The 16,569-nt window shown below is 55.0% G+C and carries 14 protein-coding genes; 8 read left to right on the plus strand and 6 right to left on the minus strand.

The window, feature by feature from the left end; genetic code table 11:
• The first annotated feature begins 147 nt into the window (after positions 1-147).
• The 4 genes from potA to potD all read left to right on the plus strand — a co-directional run bounded on the left by potA (position 148) and on the right by potD (position 4,053).
• Entirely contained in the window at positions 148-1,284 is a 1,137-nt protein-coding gene (gene potA, locus GBC03_19585; protein QFS72247.1) for a spermidine/putrescine ABC transporter ATP-binding protein PotA, read from the plus strand.
• A complete protein-coding gene (gene potB, locus GBC03_19590) occupies positions 1,268-2,125 on the plus strand; it encodes a spermidine/putrescine ABC transporter permease PotB (GenBank protein ID QFS72248.1) in 858 nt (285 codons plus the stop codon). Before potA ends, potB begins: the two co-directional genes overlap by 17 nt.
• A complete protein-coding gene (potC, locus tag GBC03_19595; GenBank protein ID QFS72249.1) occupies positions 2,122-2,913 on the plus strand; it encodes a spermidine/putrescine ABC transporter permease PotC in 792 nt (263 codons plus the stop codon). Before potB ends, potC begins: the two co-directional genes overlap by 4 nt.
• Positions 2,914-3,006: 93 nt before the next feature.
• Positions 3,007-4,053, plus strand: a complete 1,047-nt coding sequence (gene potD / locus GBC03_19600) for a spermidine/putrescine ABC transporter substrate-binding protein PotD (GenBank protein QFS72250.1) — start codon at positions 3,007-3,009, stop codon at positions 4,051-4,053.
• A gap of 97 nt (positions 4,054-4,150) precedes the next feature.
• On the opposite strand, the gene cobB is transcribed toward potD, so the two are convergent.
• From cobB to lolC, 5 genes are all read right to left on the minus strand, one after another.
• The gene (gene cobB, locus GBC03_19605) at positions 4,151-4,972 is read right to left on the minus strand and encodes an NAD-dependent protein deacylase (GenBank protein ID QFS72251.1); all 822 of its coding nucleotides are present in this window, start codon (positions 4,970-4,972) and stop codon (positions 4,151-4,153) included.
• Between the two features lie 15 nt (positions 4,973-4,987).
• Positions 4,988-5,899, minus strand: coding sequence for an N-acetylglucosamine kinase (gene nagK, locus GBC03_19610; protein ID QFS72252.1), 912 nt, complete (start codon positions 5,897-5,899; stop codon positions 4,988-4,990).
• Positions 5,900-5,988: 89 nt separating this feature from the next.
• Positions 5,989-7,233: a lipoprotein-releasing ABC transporter permease subunit LolE gene (lolE, locus tag GBC03_19615; protein ID QFS72253.1), complete on the minus strand. Its 1,245-nt coding sequence runs from the start codon at positions 7,231-7,233 to the stop codon at positions 5,989-5,991.
• Positions 7,233-7,934 (minus strand): lipoprotein-releasing ABC transporter ATP-binding protein LolD, encoded by a 702-nt coding sequence (gene lolD, locus GBC03_19620; GenBank protein QFS72254.1) that lies wholly within the window; start codon positions 7,932-7,934, stop codon positions 7,233-7,235. Before lolD ends, lolE begins: the two co-directional genes overlap by 1 nt.
• Positions 7,927-9,126 (minus strand): lipoprotein-releasing ABC transporter permease subunit LolC, encoded by a 1,200-nt coding sequence (gene lolC, locus GBC03_19625; protein ID QFS72255.1) that lies wholly within the window; start codon positions 9,124-9,126, stop codon positions 7,927-7,929. The genes lolD and lolC overlap by 8 nt, the downstream gene beginning before the upstream one ends.
• Positions 9,127-9,377: 251 nt before the next feature.
• Between lolC and GBC03_19630 the strand changes: the two genes are divergently transcribed.
• From GBC03_19630 to GBC03_19640, 3 genes are all read left to right on the plus strand, one after another.
• Positions 9,378-10,451, plus strand: a complete 1,074-nt coding sequence (locus GBC03_19630; protein QFS72256.1) for an acyltransferase family protein — start codon at positions 9,378-9,380, stop codon at positions 10,449-10,451.
• A 95-nt stretch (positions 10,452-10,546) separates the two neighbouring features.
• The gene (locus GBC03_19635; GenBank protein ID QFS72257.1) at positions 10,547-13,993 is read left to right on the plus strand and encodes a transcription-repair coupling factor; all 3,447 of its coding nucleotides are present in this window, start codon (positions 10,547-10,549) and stop codon (positions 13,991-13,993) included.
• A 199-nt stretch (positions 13,994-14,192) separates the two neighbouring features.
• Positions 14,193-15,158: a L,D-transpeptidase family protein gene (locus GBC03_19640; protein ID QFS74073.1), complete on the plus strand. Its 966-nt coding sequence runs from the start codon at positions 14,193-14,195 to the stop codon at positions 15,156-15,158.
• Between the two features lie 103 nt (positions 15,159-15,261).
• Here the strand turns inward: GBC03_19640 and GBC03_19645 are convergent, their stop codons facing one another.
• Entirely contained in the window at positions 15,262-15,519 is a 258-nt protein-coding gene (locus GBC03_19645; GenBank protein QFS72258.1) for a DUF1471 domain-containing protein, read from the minus strand.
• Between the two features lie 243 nt (positions 15,520-15,762).
• Here GBC03_19645 and comR point away from each other — a divergent pair, with 243 nt between their 5' ends.
• Complete coding sequence (gene comR / locus GBC03_19650; protein QFS72259.1) at positions 15,763-16,398, plus strand: TetR family copper-responsive transcriptional repressor ComR; 636 nt, start codon at positions 15,763-15,765, stop codon at positions 16,396-16,398.
• Positions 16,399-16,569: the final 171 nt, after the last annotated feature.

The following is a 16,569-nucleotide window of genomic DNA, read 5'->3' on the forward strand; positions in this document are numbered from 1 at the left end:
ACCCCTTACTGACTATAAGACTACGCCAGTTATTGGCAACAAACATTGGCGATGACAACGGTTTGCCGTAGAATTACGGCCCTCATTAAGAGTCACCAAGGTGGTCAACCACAAACCCCGCATCGGTCAGCCATCCGTTGCGTTTACATGGGACAGAGTAAGAAATTGAATAAACAACCGCGTTCGCTTTCACCGCTGGTTCTGTTGTCAGGTATCAGCAAAAGCTTCGATGGAAAAGAGGTCATTTCCGAGCTGGATTTGACAATCAATAATGGCGAGTTCCTCACGCTGCTTGGCCCTTCTGGCTGCGGTAAAACAACCGTTTTGCGCCTGATTGCCGGTCTGGAAACCGTAGATTCCGGGCACATCATGCTCGATAACCAGGACATCACCCACGTACCGGCTGAAAACCGCTATGTGAATACCGTCTTTCAAAGCTATGCGTTATTCCCCCACATGACCGTCTTTGAAAATGTGGCGTTCGGATTACGTATGCAGAAAACCCCCGCCGCCGACATCACCCCGCGCGTCCTGGAAGCACTGCGAATGGTGCAACTGGAAGAGTTCGCTCAGCGTAAACCGCATCAACTCTCCGGGGGACAACAGCAGCGCGTGGCGATTGCCCGTGCGGTGGTCAACAAACCGCGTCTGCTGCTGTTGGATGAATCCCTCTCCGCGCTGGACTATAAGCTGCGAAAGCAGATGCAGAACGAACTGAAGGCCTTGCAGCGTAAGCTCGGCATCACGTTCGTGTTCGTGACGCACGATCAGGAAGAAGCCCTGACCATGTCCGATCGTATCGTCGTTATGCGCGATGGGCGAATTGAACAGGACGGCACACCGCGTGAAATCTACGAAGAGCCGAAAAACCTGTTTGTCGCCGGATTCATTGGCGAGATTAACATGTTTAACGCCACGGTAATCGAGCGTCTGGACGAACAGCGTGTTCGTGCTAACGTCGAAGGCCGTGAATGCAATATCTACGTCAACTTCGCCGTCGAGCCTGGACAGAAACTGCACGTTCTGCTGCGCCCGGAAGATCTGCGCGTGGATGAAATCAACGACGACAATCACATTGACGGCCTGATTGGCTACGTCCGCGAGCGTAACTATAAGGGCATGACGCTGGAGTCGGTGGTTGAACTGGAAAATGGCAAGATGGTGATGGTCAGTGAATTCTTCAACGAAGACGATCCGGACTTTGACCACTCCCTCGACCAGAAAATGGCCATTAACTGGGTAGAAAGCTGGGAGGTCGTACTGGCTGATGAAGAACACAAGTAAATTCCAGAATGTGGTGATTGTCACTATCGTCGGTTGGCTTGTGTTGTTTGTCTTTCTGCCCAACCTGATGATCATTGGCACCAGCTTTTTGACCCGCGACGATGCCAGCTTCGTCAAAATGGTCTTTACGCTGGACAACTACGCGCGCCTGCTCGATCCGCTCTATTTTGAAGTACTGCTGCACTCGCTGAATATGGCGCTGATCGCCACGCTCGCCTGCCTTGTGCTCGGCTATCCTTTTGCCTGGTTTCTGGCGCGACTGCCGGAGAAAGTTCGCCCGCTGCTGCTGTTTCTGCTGATTGTCCCCTTCTGGACCAACTCGCTGATCCGTATCTATGGGCTGAAAATTTTCCTCAGCACGAAGGGTTACCTGAACGAGTTTCTGCTCTGGCTGGGGGTGATCGAGACGCCAATGCGCATCATGTTCACCCCGAGCGCGGTGATTATCGGTCTGGTGTATATCCTGCTGCCATTTATGGTGATGCCGCTGTATTCCAGCATTGAGAAGCTCGACAGACCTTTGCTGGAAGCGGCGAAAGATCTGGGTGCCAGCAAGTTGCAGACTTTTATCCGGATAATCATCCCGCTGACCATGCCGGGCATTATTGCCGGTTGCCTGCTGGTGATGCTGCCCGCGATGGGGCTGTTCTACGTCTCAGACCTGATGGGCGGCGCGAAAAACCTGCTGATCGGTAACGTTATCAAGGTTCAGTTCCTCAATATCCGTGACTGGCCGTTTGGTGCGGCAACCAGCATTACGCTGACGATTGTGATGGGCCTGATGCTGTTGGTTTACTGGCGCGCCTCCCGACTGCTGAACAAAAAGGGAGAACTCGAATGATCGGTCGACTGCTTCGCGGCGGTTTTATGACCGCTATCTACGCGTACCTGTACATTCCCATCATTATTTTGATTGTGAACTCCTTTAACAGTTCGCGCTTTGGCATCAACTGGCAGGGCTTTACGACCAAATGGTACGGCCTGCTGATGAACAACGACAGCCTGCTGCAAGCGGCGCAACACTCGCTGACGATGGCCATTTTTTCCGCAACGTTCGCCACTCTCATCGGGTCATTGACTGCCGTTGCGCTGTATCGCTATCGTTTTCGCGGTAAACCGTTCGTCAGCGGTATGTTGTTTGTGGTGATGATGTCACCGGATATCGTGATGGCCATTTCACTGCTGGTGCTGTTTATGCTGCTGGGCATCCAGTTGGGCTTCTGGTCGCTGCTGTTTTCGCATATCACTTTCTGCCTGCCTTTTGTGGTGGTGACCGTCTATTCGCGGCTGAAAGGGTTTGACGTACGGATGCTGGAAGCGGCAAAAGATCTGGGTGCCAGCGAAATCACCATCCTGCGCAAAATCATTCTGCCGCTGGCAATGCCCGCAGTCGCCGCCGGCTGGCTGCTGAGCTTTACCCTGTCGATGGACGATGTGGTGGTTTCGTCGTTCGTGACCGGGCCTGGCTATGAAATTCTACCGTTGAAGATCTACTCAATGGTGAAAGTCGGCGTTTCACCGGAGGTGAATGCGCTGGCGACCATTCTGTTGGTGTTATCGTTGGTTCTGGTGATCGCCAGCCAGCTTATTGCTCGTGATAAAACGAAAAGCCTGTCTCGCCAGGCGTAATTGTTGACGTCATTCTGGCTGCGGACAACACGCAGCCAGAATGATGAATAAAATAGCCTGGAGAGTCAGGCGCTAATCTCAGGGGACGTTAAAATGATGAAATGGTCACGCCACCTGCTCGCGGCAGGCGCTCTTGCAATAGGAATGAGCGCCGCGCACGCGGACGACAGTAAAACACTCTATTTCTACAACTGGACCGAGTATGTTCCGCCAGGATTGCTGGAACAGTTCACTAAAGAGACCGGCATTAAGGTCATCTATTCGACCTACGAGTCGAATGAAACCATGTATGCCAAGCTCAAAACCTACAAAGACGGCGCCTACGACCTGGTTGTGCCTTCCACCTATTACGTCGACAAGATGCGTAAAGAGGGCATGATTCAGAAGATCGACAAGTCAACGTTAACCAACTTCAACAACCTCGATCCTGAGATGCTGAACAAGCCATTCGATCCAGGCAACGACTACTCCATTCCGTACATCTGGGGAGCAACGGCTATCGGTGTGAACAGCGACAGCATTGACCCGAAAACGGTCACCCGCTGGGCTGATCTCTGGAAGCCGGAATACAAAGGCAGCCTGCTGCTGACCGACGATGCGCGCGAAGTGTTCCAGATGGCGCTGCGTAAGCTGGGCTATTCCGGTAACACCACCGATCCGAAAGAGATTGAAGCGGCCTATAATGAGCTGAAAAAGCTGATGCCTAACGTCGCCGCGTTTAACTCTGACAATCCGGCGAATCCGTATATGGAAGGTGAAGTCAATCTGGGCATGGTGTGGAACGGCTCCGCCTTCGTCGCGCGCCAGGCCGGTACGCCGCTGGAGGTAGTCTGGCCGAAAGAAGGCGGCATCTTCTGGATGGACAGCCTCTCAATTCCGGCAAACGCCAAAAACAAAGAGGGCGCGTTGAAGCTGATTAACTTCCTGCTGCGCCCGGACGTGGCGAAAGAAGTCGCGGAAACCATCGGCTATCCGACACCAAACCTGGCGGCACGTAAGCTGTTAAGTCCGGAAGTCGCCAATGATAAATCGCTCTACCCGGATGCGGAGACTATCAGCAAAGGCGAATGGCAGAACGACGTCGGCCCCGCCAGCGCAATTTACGAAGAGTACTATCAGAAGCTGAAAGCAGGACGCTAATTCAGCACCATGCCGGATGACGTTGCGCTCATCCGGCCTACAAGCCGTTCATCCGTAGGCCGGGTAAGGCGAAGCCGTCACCCGGCACACATCTCCGTCACAATCCTTTCAATAATTTATCCACAAACTCAGGCACCACCTGACTTGCCGGACCGTAATATTTCTCCTGGAACTCGCTACCGACCTGGCTCGGTTCCAGATTCAGCTCAACGGTATGCGCACCGTGCAGTTTCGCTTCATGGACAAAACCGGCCGCCGGATAGACGTGGCCTGAGGTACCAATCGCGATAAAGACATCCGCCATGGCCAGCGCCATATAGATCTCATCCATGCCGAGCGGCATCTCACCAAACCACACCACGTGCGGACGCAGCGGTGCCGGGAACTGGCAGCAGTGGCATTTGTCTTCTGGTGTCACATCGCCCGTCCACTCCAGGATCTGCCCGCTCTGCGAGCAATGCACTTTCAGCAGTTCGCCATGCATATGGATGATATTCTGGTTACCCGCCCGCTCATGCAGGTTGTCAATATTCTGCGTCACCAACAGAAAACGGTCGCCCAGCGCCTCTTCCAGTTTTGCCAGCGCGATGTGCGCCGGGTTAGGCTGGATTTCAGGCTGCTGTAATTGACGACGGCGGGCATTATAGAAAGACTGCACCAGCGCAGGATTACGGGCGAAGCCTTCCGGCGTCGCGACATCTTCAACCCGGTGCTCTTCCCACAGTCCGTCTGCGGCGCGGAAGGTACGAATACCAGACTCCGCTGAGATCCCTGCCCCTGTAAGCACCAAAACTCTTGGTTTTTCCATCACTTCCGGTACCACTCTGTCTCTGAAAAAAATCCGTTGACGAAGGCGTTCGCGCAGATGGCGTTTGTTTTTCCGAAATCGACTTAACCGATGACCCCGACGCGACAGCATAGCAACCTCTTTTGATTAATCGGTAAGATGTAGGAAGGCGGCGCCACGCATCCCGCCCGCATCACCGTGTCGTGCTCGCTCAATGCGAGGAACACGTGCCACGGGAAGCAGATGACGCGGCAATCTGTCTGCCAGGTTGGTGGTGATGGCCGTAAAGTTCGACAATCCCCCTCCGATGACGACCAGATCCGGATCGACGATGGTCAGGATATTTCCCAGACACACCGCCAGCAAATCCAGATAACGCTCAACGTGCGCCCGCGCCCGCTCATCCCCCTGCTCCCACAGTGAAATGATTTCAGGCGCCTGTAAGGGTTGATGATAGTAATGCTGATACAACCAGGCAAATCCCCGTCCGGACAGATAATTTTCAATGCAGCCAAGTTGACCGCAGCCACAGCGGCGCAGCGGAAAATCGAGGCCCATCAGCGTGAGCGCATCGACCGGCAGACGCATATGACCGAACTCGCCGGTGATGTAGCTGCGCCCGGTGATCGGTTTTCCGTTAAGGATCAGACCGCCCCCCACGCCCGTGCCCAAAATCAGCCCCATCACCAGCGGATAGCGGGTAAATTCATCATCCCAGGCTTCAGACAGGGCAAAACAGTTCGCATCGTTATCGAGGCGAACGTCGCGATCGAGCCGTGCGCTAAGATCGGCACGCAAGGGTTTGCCACTGGCAGCAGGGACATTCGCGGCGTAGAGCGTGCCATCTTCCGTTTCCGGCATACCGGGGATGCCAATACCCACCGAACCTTTCACGCCAAATCGCTGGTCGGCTTCCGCCACCAGTTCGCACACGGCCTCTAAAAAAGCGTCATAGCTGTCGCGCGGAGTGGGAACACGCTTTTCCCACTGTAATTTCCGCTCGTTATCAAAGACGCCCAACGCAATTTTTGTCCCACCAATATCAAACCCGTAATACATTGCCGCTCCTTGTTTTATACACTTCATCCTTCAGGCGGCCGCTGTTCTGGTCACATGAATGAGTTTGTGTATCTCTCACGCCATTATGGTTACTGGCCGCTGAGTACTCTCGCAGGATCGATGTTACTGGCGCGCCGCGCCGGATACCAACTCGCCAACAGACTCAGCAACAGTGCGGTGACCAGCACGTAAATCACATCCAGCCAGTGTAATTCCGATGGCAGGAAGTCGATAAAATAGATATCCCCGGAGAGGAACTGATGGCCAATCAGCTTTTCGATACCATTAATGATTGGCGTCAGCTGTAGCGAAACCACTACGCCAATGACCACCCCGATCAAACTGCCAAACAGCCCCGCCAGCAGGCCGTACCAGACAAAAATGGCGCGAATCAGGCCATCTTTCGCCCCCAGCGTTCTTAATACCGCAATATCACCGCTCTTGTCTTTTACCGCCATCACTAATGTTGAGACAATGTTAAAACAGGCGACGCCGATCACCAGCACCATCGCCAGATACATAATGGCGCGGATCATCTGAATATCGCGGTACATGTAGCCGTAGGTACCAATCCAGCTCTTGATATAGACATAGCTGTTGGTCACTTCACCTGCGTCACGCACCAGTTTGTTGGCGTTGAAGACGTCACTGACCTTCAGCGCAATCCCGGAAACCGTGTTGTCCATCTCCAGATACTGCTGCGCATCGGCCATCGGGATCATCGCGAAGCTATGGTCAAGCTGACCACTCAACTGCAGAATACCGGCAACGTGCAGGCGTACACGCTTTGGCTGCATCAACTTATGATCGGCATTCGAATTGGGGATCATGATGGAGACCCAGTCGCCCTGCTTAACCTTAAGCGCGTCGGCGACGCCCTTGCCGATAATAATTTGCTGTTCACCGGCTTTGAAATCAGCCCAGGCGTTATTTTGCACAAACGAGGGCAGCGCGCTCAGACGCTGTTCCTGCTGCGGATCCACGCCTTTCACCTGGATGGCGCGCAGATTCGCCCCGCTCTCAATCAGTCCGGTAAAGTTGATATACGGCGCCGCGGCCGTAATACCCGGCACCTTCTGTACCTTCTCCAGCGCTTCACGCCAGTTGGTCCACGGCGGGTTGACCGCTTCAATCTCACCGTGCGGCACCACCGCCAGAATGCGGTTGTTCAGTTCGCGTTCAAAGCCGTTCATCGCGCTTAAACCGACGATCAAAACCGCCACGCCCAGCGCGATACCGATGGTCGAGATCACCGAAATCAGCGACACCATGCCGCCGCGCCGCCGTCCCCGGCTAAAGCGCAGGCCAATTAATAACGATAAAGGCGAGGCCATTACTCCGCCCCCATCAGGCTCAGGTCCGCCGTCAGACGTCCATCTCGCATTTCCAACTGGCGGCTCATGCGCTTCGCCAGTTGCAGGTCGTGGGTGACGACCAGAAACGCAGTGCCCTGCGCGCGGTTCAGCTCACCCAGAAGCTGGAAGATGCTGTCGGCGTTGCGCGCGTCCAGGTTACCGGTCGGTTCATCCGCCAGCACCAGGCGCGGGTTGTTGACCAGCGCACGGGCAATCGCCACGCGCTGACGCTCACCGCCAGACAGTTCAGAGGGACGATGACTGGCGCGGTGATCCAACCCTACCGCTTTCAGCATCTCACGCGCCCGGACAGTAATTTCGGCGGGTTTATGTTTACCAATCAGCAGCGGCATCGCCACGTTTTCCAACGCGGTGAAGTCCGGCAGCAGGTGGTGAAACTGATAGATAAAGCCGAGCTTCTGGTTACGCAGTTCCGCTTTCGCCGCTGACGACAGTTTGCTCATCGGCTGACCGCTAAAAATCACGTCGCCGGAGGTTGGGGTATCCAGCCCGCCCAGCAGGTGCAACAAGGTACTTTTGCCGGAGCCGGAGCTACCGACAATCGCCATCATTTCGCCTTCGCCCACGCTGAAGCTGACATCGTGCAACACATCAGTTTGCACGGAACCTTCCTGATAGCGTTTGCACAGTTTGTCGCATTGCAACAGGATCTTATTCATAACGTAAAGCCTCAGCGGGTTGAGTGGCGGCAGCGCGCCATGAAGGATAAAGCGTGGAAAGCAACGCGATGGCCATCGCCACCAGCGCAATCACAATGACCTGCAGCGGCTCTATCGCCACCGGCAGCGCCGCACCGTCCAGCAGGATGCCGATAACCGGCATCAGGGTATTAAGTTGACTGGCCAGCAGCGCGCCCAGCGCAGCGCCCAGCAATGCGCCGATAATCCCGGCACTGGCTCCCTGCACCATAAAGACCATCATGATCTGTCGCGGCGTCAGCCCCTGCGTTTGCAAAATAGCCACTTCTCCCTGCTTCTCCATCACCATCAGACCTAACGAGGTAATAATATTGAACGCAGCAACGGCCACGATCAGGCTCAACAACAGCCCCATCATGTTCTTTTCCATCCGCACGGCCTGGAACAGCTCGCCTTTACGCTCGCGCCAGTCCTGCCATTTCGTTCCTTCCGGCAGCGTCTGCTGACTGAGCGAGTCCACCTTCAGCGGCTCATTCAACCACAAGCGCCAGCCGGTGATATTCCCTGCCGGGTAGCGCATGAGGCGCGAGGCGTCCTGAATATTGGTCAACATCTGGTAGCCATCAACTTCGCTGTTCGCCGCAAAGGTGCCGATCACCGTAAACAGGCGCTGGCTCGGCAGACGCCCCATCGGAGTGAACTGGCTGGCTGATGGCACCATCACGCGGATCTGATCGCCACGATTAACGCCCAACTGGCCCGCGAGCTGCTCGCCGAGGATGACATTATACTTGCCAGGCTGGAGATCGGTTTGCTTCACATTGACCAGATACGGCGTCAGCGGATCTTTTTGCGCCGGATCGATACCCAGCATCACCCCAACCGCCACGCTGCGCGCACTTTGCAGCACGACATCACCGGTTGTCAGCGGCGCAATGCGATTCACCCCGTTCAGTTTAACGGCGTTTTCCGGCAGTTGTTGAGGATTCAGGGAGCCTTGCTCCGCAGAAAGGATGGCCTGAGGCATCAGCCCCAGGATGTTATTTTGCAGTTCACGTTCAAAACCGTTCATCACTGACAAAACCGTGACCAGTGCCATCACCCCAAGGGTAATGCCAATGGTGGAAAGCCAGGAGACAAAGCGACCGAAGCGATCTGCTGCACGCCCGCGCATGTAACGCAGGCCGATGAATAGAGCGACAGGTTGGTACATGAAATCCGTCTGGTTGCTGTTAGCAAAGTCACGAGTATATAAGCGAAAGCCGCATGGGTAAACGCCTGAACCGTAAGTGTTCGTCAGTACGCAGAGGAAAAGGATCCGCAGCTCAGTAGGCTCGTGAGATAGCCCCTGTCGACCCTGATCCTTTTCTTAAAAAATCAAAAAGCAGAATGTTACGCATTACAACACCCGCATCACCCCGCAGGATCACAGGCTATGTTGACGAATACAAGCACAGGGTCCTGATGAAACAGAAAGAACTATGGATTAACCAAATCAAAGGGTTATGCATCTGTCTGGTGGTAATCTATCACTCAGTCATCACCTTCTACCCCCACCTGACCCACTTCCAGTTACCTCTCTCGGAACTGCTGTCCAAGTGCTGGATTTACTTTAATCTCTATCTCGCTCCGTTTCGTATGCCAGTATTTTTCTTTATCTCTGGCTTTTTAATTCGCCGCTATATCGACAGCGTGAGCTGGAAAGAGAGCGTCAACAAGCGGGTCTGGAGTATTTTCTGGGTGCTGGCGCTGTGGGGCGTGGCCCAGTGGCTGGCGCTCAGCGCACTGAACAACTGGCTGGCGCCGGAGCGCTCCCTGCATAACGCCTCCAACGCCGCTTACGCCGGTTCCATCGGCCAGTTCCTTCACGGCATGCTGACCGCCAGCACCAGCCTGTGGTATCTGTATGCGCTCATTGTCTATTTTGTGGTCTGTAAAGTGTTCAGCCGCTGGGCCGTGCCGCTGTTCGCTCTGTTTGTTTTGCTGAGCGTGGCAATCAACGTTGTTGCCACCCCATGGTGGGGAATGAACAGCGTGATCCGCAACCTGCCGTATTACAGCCTCGGCGCCTGGTTTGGCGTCTCGCTGATGGCGTGGATCAAAGAGGTCCCGCTGCGCCGCTATGCGCTGCTCTGCGCGGCCGCCTTCGCGCTGGCTATCGCGGCGTGGTTGTTTAACGTCTCATTGCTGCTGTCGTTGGTCTCTATCGTGCTGATCATGAAGCTGTTCTATCAGTATGAACAGCGCTTCGGCATGCGTGAGTCCAGTCTGCTTAACGTGATCGGTTCGAACACTATCGCGATTTATACCACGCATCGCATTCTGGTGGAGGCGTTCAGCCTGCTGCTCATCCCGCAGATCAATACCGCGGTCTGGTCCCCCGCACTGGAACTGGCCCTGCTGCTGGTCTATCCATTTGCCAGCCTGTTGATCTGTACGCTATTGGGTCTTGCCGTGCGTAAACTGTCGCAGGGTCTGTTCGGTGATATCCTCTTCACCCCCCCTTCCCGCCCGCAAACCGTTGGCTATTCCCGCTAACTATTTCGCCCTCACGTGAGGGCGATTCAATTTGCTAATGAGGAGCGATCACGGATAATACAGGGCATTGCTTATCTGACGAATACCTAAACCGAATGCCTGAACAACAACGTTACACGCTGCCCGTGAAAGCGGGCGACCAGCGCCTGTTGGGTGAACTGACCGGGGCTGCCTGTGCCACACTGGTGGCAGAAATTGCCGAACGTCATGCCGGTCCTGTCGTGCTCGTGGCGCCCGATATGCAAAACGCGCTGCGCCTGCATGATGAAATCCGCCAGTTTACCGATCAGATGGTGATGAACCTCGCGGACTGGGAAACCCTGCCCTACGACAGTTTCTCTCCGCATCAGGAAATTATTTCCTCGCGTCTCTCCACGCTGTATCAGCTACCGTCGATGCAGCGTGGCGTGCTGATCGTGCCGGTCAACACCCTGATGCAGCGCGTCTGCCCGCACAGCTATCTGCACGGTCATGCGCTGGTGATGAAAAAAGGCCAGCGTTTATCGCGCGACGCCCTGCGTTTACAGCTCGACAGCGCCGGTTACCGGCATGTTGATCAGGTCATGGAACATGGCGAATACGCCACGCGCGGCGCGCTGCTGGATCTCTACCCGATGGGCAGTGAACAGCCCTATCGTCTGGATTTCTTCGACGATGAAATTGACAGTTTGCGCCTGTTTGACGCTGACACCCAGCGCACGCTGGAAGAAGTCGACGCCATCAATCTGTTGCCCGCGCACGAATTTCCGACCGACAAAACGGCGATCGAACTGTTTCGCAGCCAGTGGCGCGATACCTTCGAGGTAAAACGCGACGCGGAGCATATCTATCAGCAGGTCAGTAAGGGCACCTTGCCTGCGGGGATCGAATACTGGCAGCCGCTGTTTTTCAGCGAGCCGCTGCCGCCGCTGTTTAGCTATTTCCCGGCCAATACGCTGGTGGTCAACACCGGTGATTTAGAAAACAGCGCCGAACGTTTCCAGGCCGATACGCTGGCGCGTTTCGAAAACCGTTGTGTGGATCCGATGCGTCCGCTGCTACCGCCGGAATCGCTCTGGCTACGCGTCGATGAGCTCTTTTCTGAACTCAAACGCTGGCCGCGCGTACAGCTCAAAACCGATCACCTTCCCGCCAAAGCGGCAAATACCAACTTAGGCTTCAAGCCGCTGCCGGACCTGGCGGTTCAGGCGCAGCAAAAATCGCCGCTGGATGCCCTGCGCAAGTTCCTGGAGTCCTTCGACGGACCGGTGATTTTCTCGGTTGAGAGTGAAGGTCGTCGTGAGGCCCTTGGTGAACTGCTCGCCCGCATCAAAGTCGCGCCGAAGCGCATTATGCGTCTGGATGAAGCTGCGGATGTTGGACGCTACCTGATGATTGGTGCCGCCGAGCACGGGTTTATCGATACGACGCGCAATCTGGCATTAATCTGTGAAAGCGACCTGCTGGGCGAGCGCGTGGCGCGCCGTCGTCAGGATTCACGCCGCACGATTAACCCGGACACGCTGATTCGTAACCTGGCGGAGCTGCATCCGGGTCAGCCGGTGGTACACCTGGAGCACGGCGTCGGTCGCTATGCCGGGATGACCACGCTGGAAGCGGGCGGGATCAAAGGCGAGTACCTGATGCTCACCTACGCCAACGACGCCAAACTGTACGTCCCGGTCTCCTCTTTGCATCTGATCAGCCGTTACGCCGGTGGCGCTGAAGAGAATGCGCCGCTGCATAAACTCGGCGGCGATGCCTGGTCACGCGCCCGGCAGAAAGCGGCAGAGAAAGTGCGCGACGTGGCGGCCGAACTGCTGGATATCTACGCCCAGCGTGCGGCAAAAGAGGGATTCGCCTTCAAACACGATCGCGAACAGTACCAATTGTTCTGCGACAGCTTCCCGTTCGAAACCACCCCCGACCAGGCGCAGGCGATTAACGCCGTGCTCAGCGATATGTGTCAGCCGCTGGCGATGGACCGTCTGGTATGCGGCGACGTCGGATTTGGCAAAACCGAAGTGGCAATGCGCGCCGCATTCCTCGCGGTCGAAAACCACAAGCAGGTGGCGGTTCTGGTGCCGACAACCCTGCTTGCCCAGCAGCACTTTGATAACTTCCGCGACCGCTTTGCCAACTGGCCGGTGCGCATCGAAATGATCTCCCGCTTTCGCAGCGCCAAAGAACAGGCGCAGATCCTGGAACAGGTTGCCGAAGGGAAAATTGATATTCTGATCGGTACACACAAACTGCTGCAAAGCGATGTGAAGTTGAAAGATCTGGGACTGCTGATCGTCGATGAAGAGCACCGTTTCGGCGTGCGCCATAAAGAGCGCATTAAAGCGATGCGCGCCGATGTGGATATTCTGACGCTGACCGCCACGCCGATCCCGCGAACGCTGAATATGGCGATGAGCGGCATGCGCGATCTGTCGATTATCGCCACCCCCCCTGCGCGTCGTCTGGCGGTCAAAACCTTTGTTCGTGAATACGACAGCCTGGTGGTACGCGAGGCGATTCTGCGTGAAGTGCTGCGCGGCGGCCAGGTTTACTATCTCTACAACGATGTGGAAAACATCCAGAAAGCCGCCCAAAGGCTGGCGGAACTGGTGCCGGAAGCGCGGATTGCCATCGGTCACGGGCAGATGCGCGAACGCGAACTGGAACGCGTGATGAACGATTTCCACCATCAGCGTTTTAACGTTCTGGTCTGTACCACTATTATCGAAACCGGTATTGATATCCCGACTGCCAACACGATTATCATCGAGCGAGCGGACCACTTCGGTCTGGCGCAGTTACATCAGTTGCGCGGTCGCGTAGGGCGTTCACACCATCAGGCGTATGCCTGGCTGCTGACGCCACACCCCAAGGCGATGACGACCGACGCGCAAAAACGTCTGGAAGCTATCGCCTCGCTGGAAGATCTGGGCGCGGGCTTTGCGCTGGCGACTCACGATCTGGAGATCCGCGGCGCGGGTGAACTGCTCGGGGAAGAACAGAGTGGTTCGATGGAGACCATCGGCTTCTCGCTGTACATGGAGCTGCTGGAAAACGCCGTCGATGCGCTGAAGGCCGGACGCGAGCCGTCGCTGGAAGATCTCACCAGCCAGCAAACGGAAGTCGAACTGCGTATGCCATCGCTGCTGCCGGATGATTTCATCCCGGACGTGAACACCCGCCTGTCGTTCTATAAGCGTATCGCCAGCGCGAAAAGCGAGAATGAACTTGAAGAGCTCAAAGTGGAACTGATCGACCGCTTCGGTCTGCTGCCCGACCCGGCGCGTACTCTGCTGGATATCGCCCGGTTGCGTCAACAGGCGCAGAAACTGGGCATTCGCAAGCTGGAAGGCAACGAGAAAGGCGGCACCATCGAATTTGCTGAGAAGAACCATGTCAATCCGAACTGGCTGATCGGACTGCTGCAAAAACAGCCGCAGCACTACCGTCTTGACGGACCGACCCGACTGAAGTTCATCCAGGATCTGACCGATCGGAAAACGCGGATGGAATGGGTGCGTCAGTTTATGCAGCAACTGGAAGAAAACGCCGTGGCATGATTGTGGTGTGCCGGATAGTGGCTTCGCCTTATCCGGCCTACAAATCGATGCCTGACCGTAGACCTGATAAGCGCAGTGCCATCAGGCAAGGGTCCACGATCTTTACAACTCTTTGCACTTCCCTTGCAATTCAAGACACACCGCCCCGCCATAATTATCATTGGACTGCTCTGGCATAATAACCCTTTAATTTGTGATGATAATGAACAATATGCGATTCTCCCGCTGGCTGGCTTTTTTTGCACTCGCCGCCAGCATTACGCTTGCGCTTCCCGCGCAGGCGAATACCTGGCCTCTTCCTCCACCGGGCAGCAAGCTGGTCGGGGAAAACAAGTACCACGTTGTTGAAAATAACGGGGGTTCACTGGAAGCCATCGCGAAAAAATACAACGTCGGTTTTCTTGCCCTGTTGCAGGCGAATCCTGGCGTGGATCCCTACGTCCCCCGCCCGGGCAGCGTGTTGACCATCCCACTGCAGACGCTGCTGCCGGATGCGCCGCGTGAAGGCATTGTCATCAACCTGGCTGAACTGCGTCTCTACTACTACCCTCCAGGGAAAAATGCGGTCACGGTCTACCCTATCGGCATTGGCCAACTGAGCGGCGATACTCTGACCCCGACGATGGTCACGACGGTTTCCGACAAGCGCGCTAATCCAACCTGGACGCCGACGGCGAATATCCGTGCCCGTTATAAAGCGCAAGGGATCGACCTTCCTGCGGTGGTTCCTGCCGGACCGGATAACCCGATGGGACATCATGCCATTCGCTTAGCTGCTTACGGTGGTGTCTATCTGCTGCACGGCACCAACGCCGATTTCGGCATTGGCATGCGCGTCAGCTCAGGCTGTATCCGCCTGCGCGATGGCGATATCGAGACCCTGTTCAGACAGGTTACGCCAGGCACCAAAGTGAATATCATCAATACGCCTATTAAAGCCTCGATTGAGCCGGATGGTACGCGTCTGGTCGAAGTCCACCAGCCGCTGTCGAAAAATATTGATGATGACCCGCAGGTTCTGCCTATTGTGCTGAACAGCACCTTGCAGGCGTTTAAAGATTCTGCGCAGACGGACGCGGCGGTGATGCAGCATGTGATGGATGTTCGCTCCGGGATGCCGGTCGATGTCAGACGCCATCGTGAGGTGGATCAGCAGTCGATGTAATAACCGTTCCGGACATGAAAAAGCCCCGCTGAATCTATTTTCAGCGGGGCTTTTTTTATGTCGCGTTATTTTGCAGTAGCAGGCATCAATGAGGGGGGAATGCTTATTTATAAATTACCGCAGTACCGTGCAGGTTGTTCGGACCCGTCACAGAAGTAATGCGGAAAGATTTCGCACCCATCGCATCCGCTTTCTGCGCCAGTTCGTCCTGCAGCGAACTCAGGTTAGTCCCTGCGTTTGCAGAGATGGTGCCGACTTTTTGCTGACCAGCAGGCGTTGACTGCACTTCAACAGCCGCGACGCTTGCGAATGACAGAGAACTGAGAACAGCAGCAGCGATGAGAGTTTTTACGTTTTTCATAATTGTGACCTTTTGCAGATGATTGGGCGTCGTAAGTATTTACTTAACGATCGATAGGTAAATAATAGATGTGATCCAGGTCACACGTCAACCCATTTTTTATAACGATCGTTATATAAAATAAAAAACGCTTATCTTTCATGTAACTAGGCTAAAAATATTTTTCTCGCGAATGCGCTGGAGCCTGTGCGGATTTATTTTTATAATAGGTGTTCACTAACTCCATTAAGGTACAACGGCACCATGACAACTGAATCGACAAGTTGCGTAAAAAAAAGCCGTGGCCGACCAAAAGTGTTCGACAGGGAAGCCGCGCTTGATAAGGCCATGACACTCTTCTGGCAGCACGGTTATGAGGCGACATCGCTTTCTGACCTTGTTGAAGCAACGGGTGCGAAGGCGCCAACGCTGTATGCGGAATTTACTAATAAAGAAGGACTGTTCCGCGCGGTGCTGGACAGATACATCGCTCGCTTCGCGGCAAAACACGAAGCGCAGTTGTTCTGCGAAGAAAAAAGCGTTGAGGCGGCGCTGGAGGATTACTTCACCGCAGTAGCAACCTGTTTCACCAGCAAGGACACCCCCGCAGGCTGCTTTATGATTAACACCTCCGCGACGCTTGCCGCGGCATCACGCGATATTGCGCATACGGTGAAATCGCGTCACGCCATGCAGGAGCAGACCCTGACGCAATTTCTGCGTCAGCGGCAGGAACGCGGTGAAATTCCGGCATACAATAACGTGCAAAATCTTGCCGAGTATCTGAGCTGCATTTTGCAGGGCATGTCCATCAGCGCCCGCGAAGGCGCCAGTTTTGAGAAGCTGATGCAAATCACCCACACTACCCTGCGCCTGTGGCCTGAACTGCTTAAGGCCTGATCGTTTTTTCTGACCGGGAAACGCCGTTTCCCGGTTCTTCTTCGACGAAATCCCCACACAATAATTAATGTTATCATTTAGTTAGGTTCAACTTTTCACAAAAATCTATTGATAATAGAAATTATTATCAGCAATATTCGCATTTGATTTTACATCTGTTTCACAATGTAA

The organism is Citrobacter telavivensis, assembly GCA_009363175.1.
Lineage (GTDB): Bacteria > Pseudomonadota > Gammaproteobacteria > Enterobacterales > Enterobacteriaceae > Citrobacter_A > Citrobacter_A telavivensis.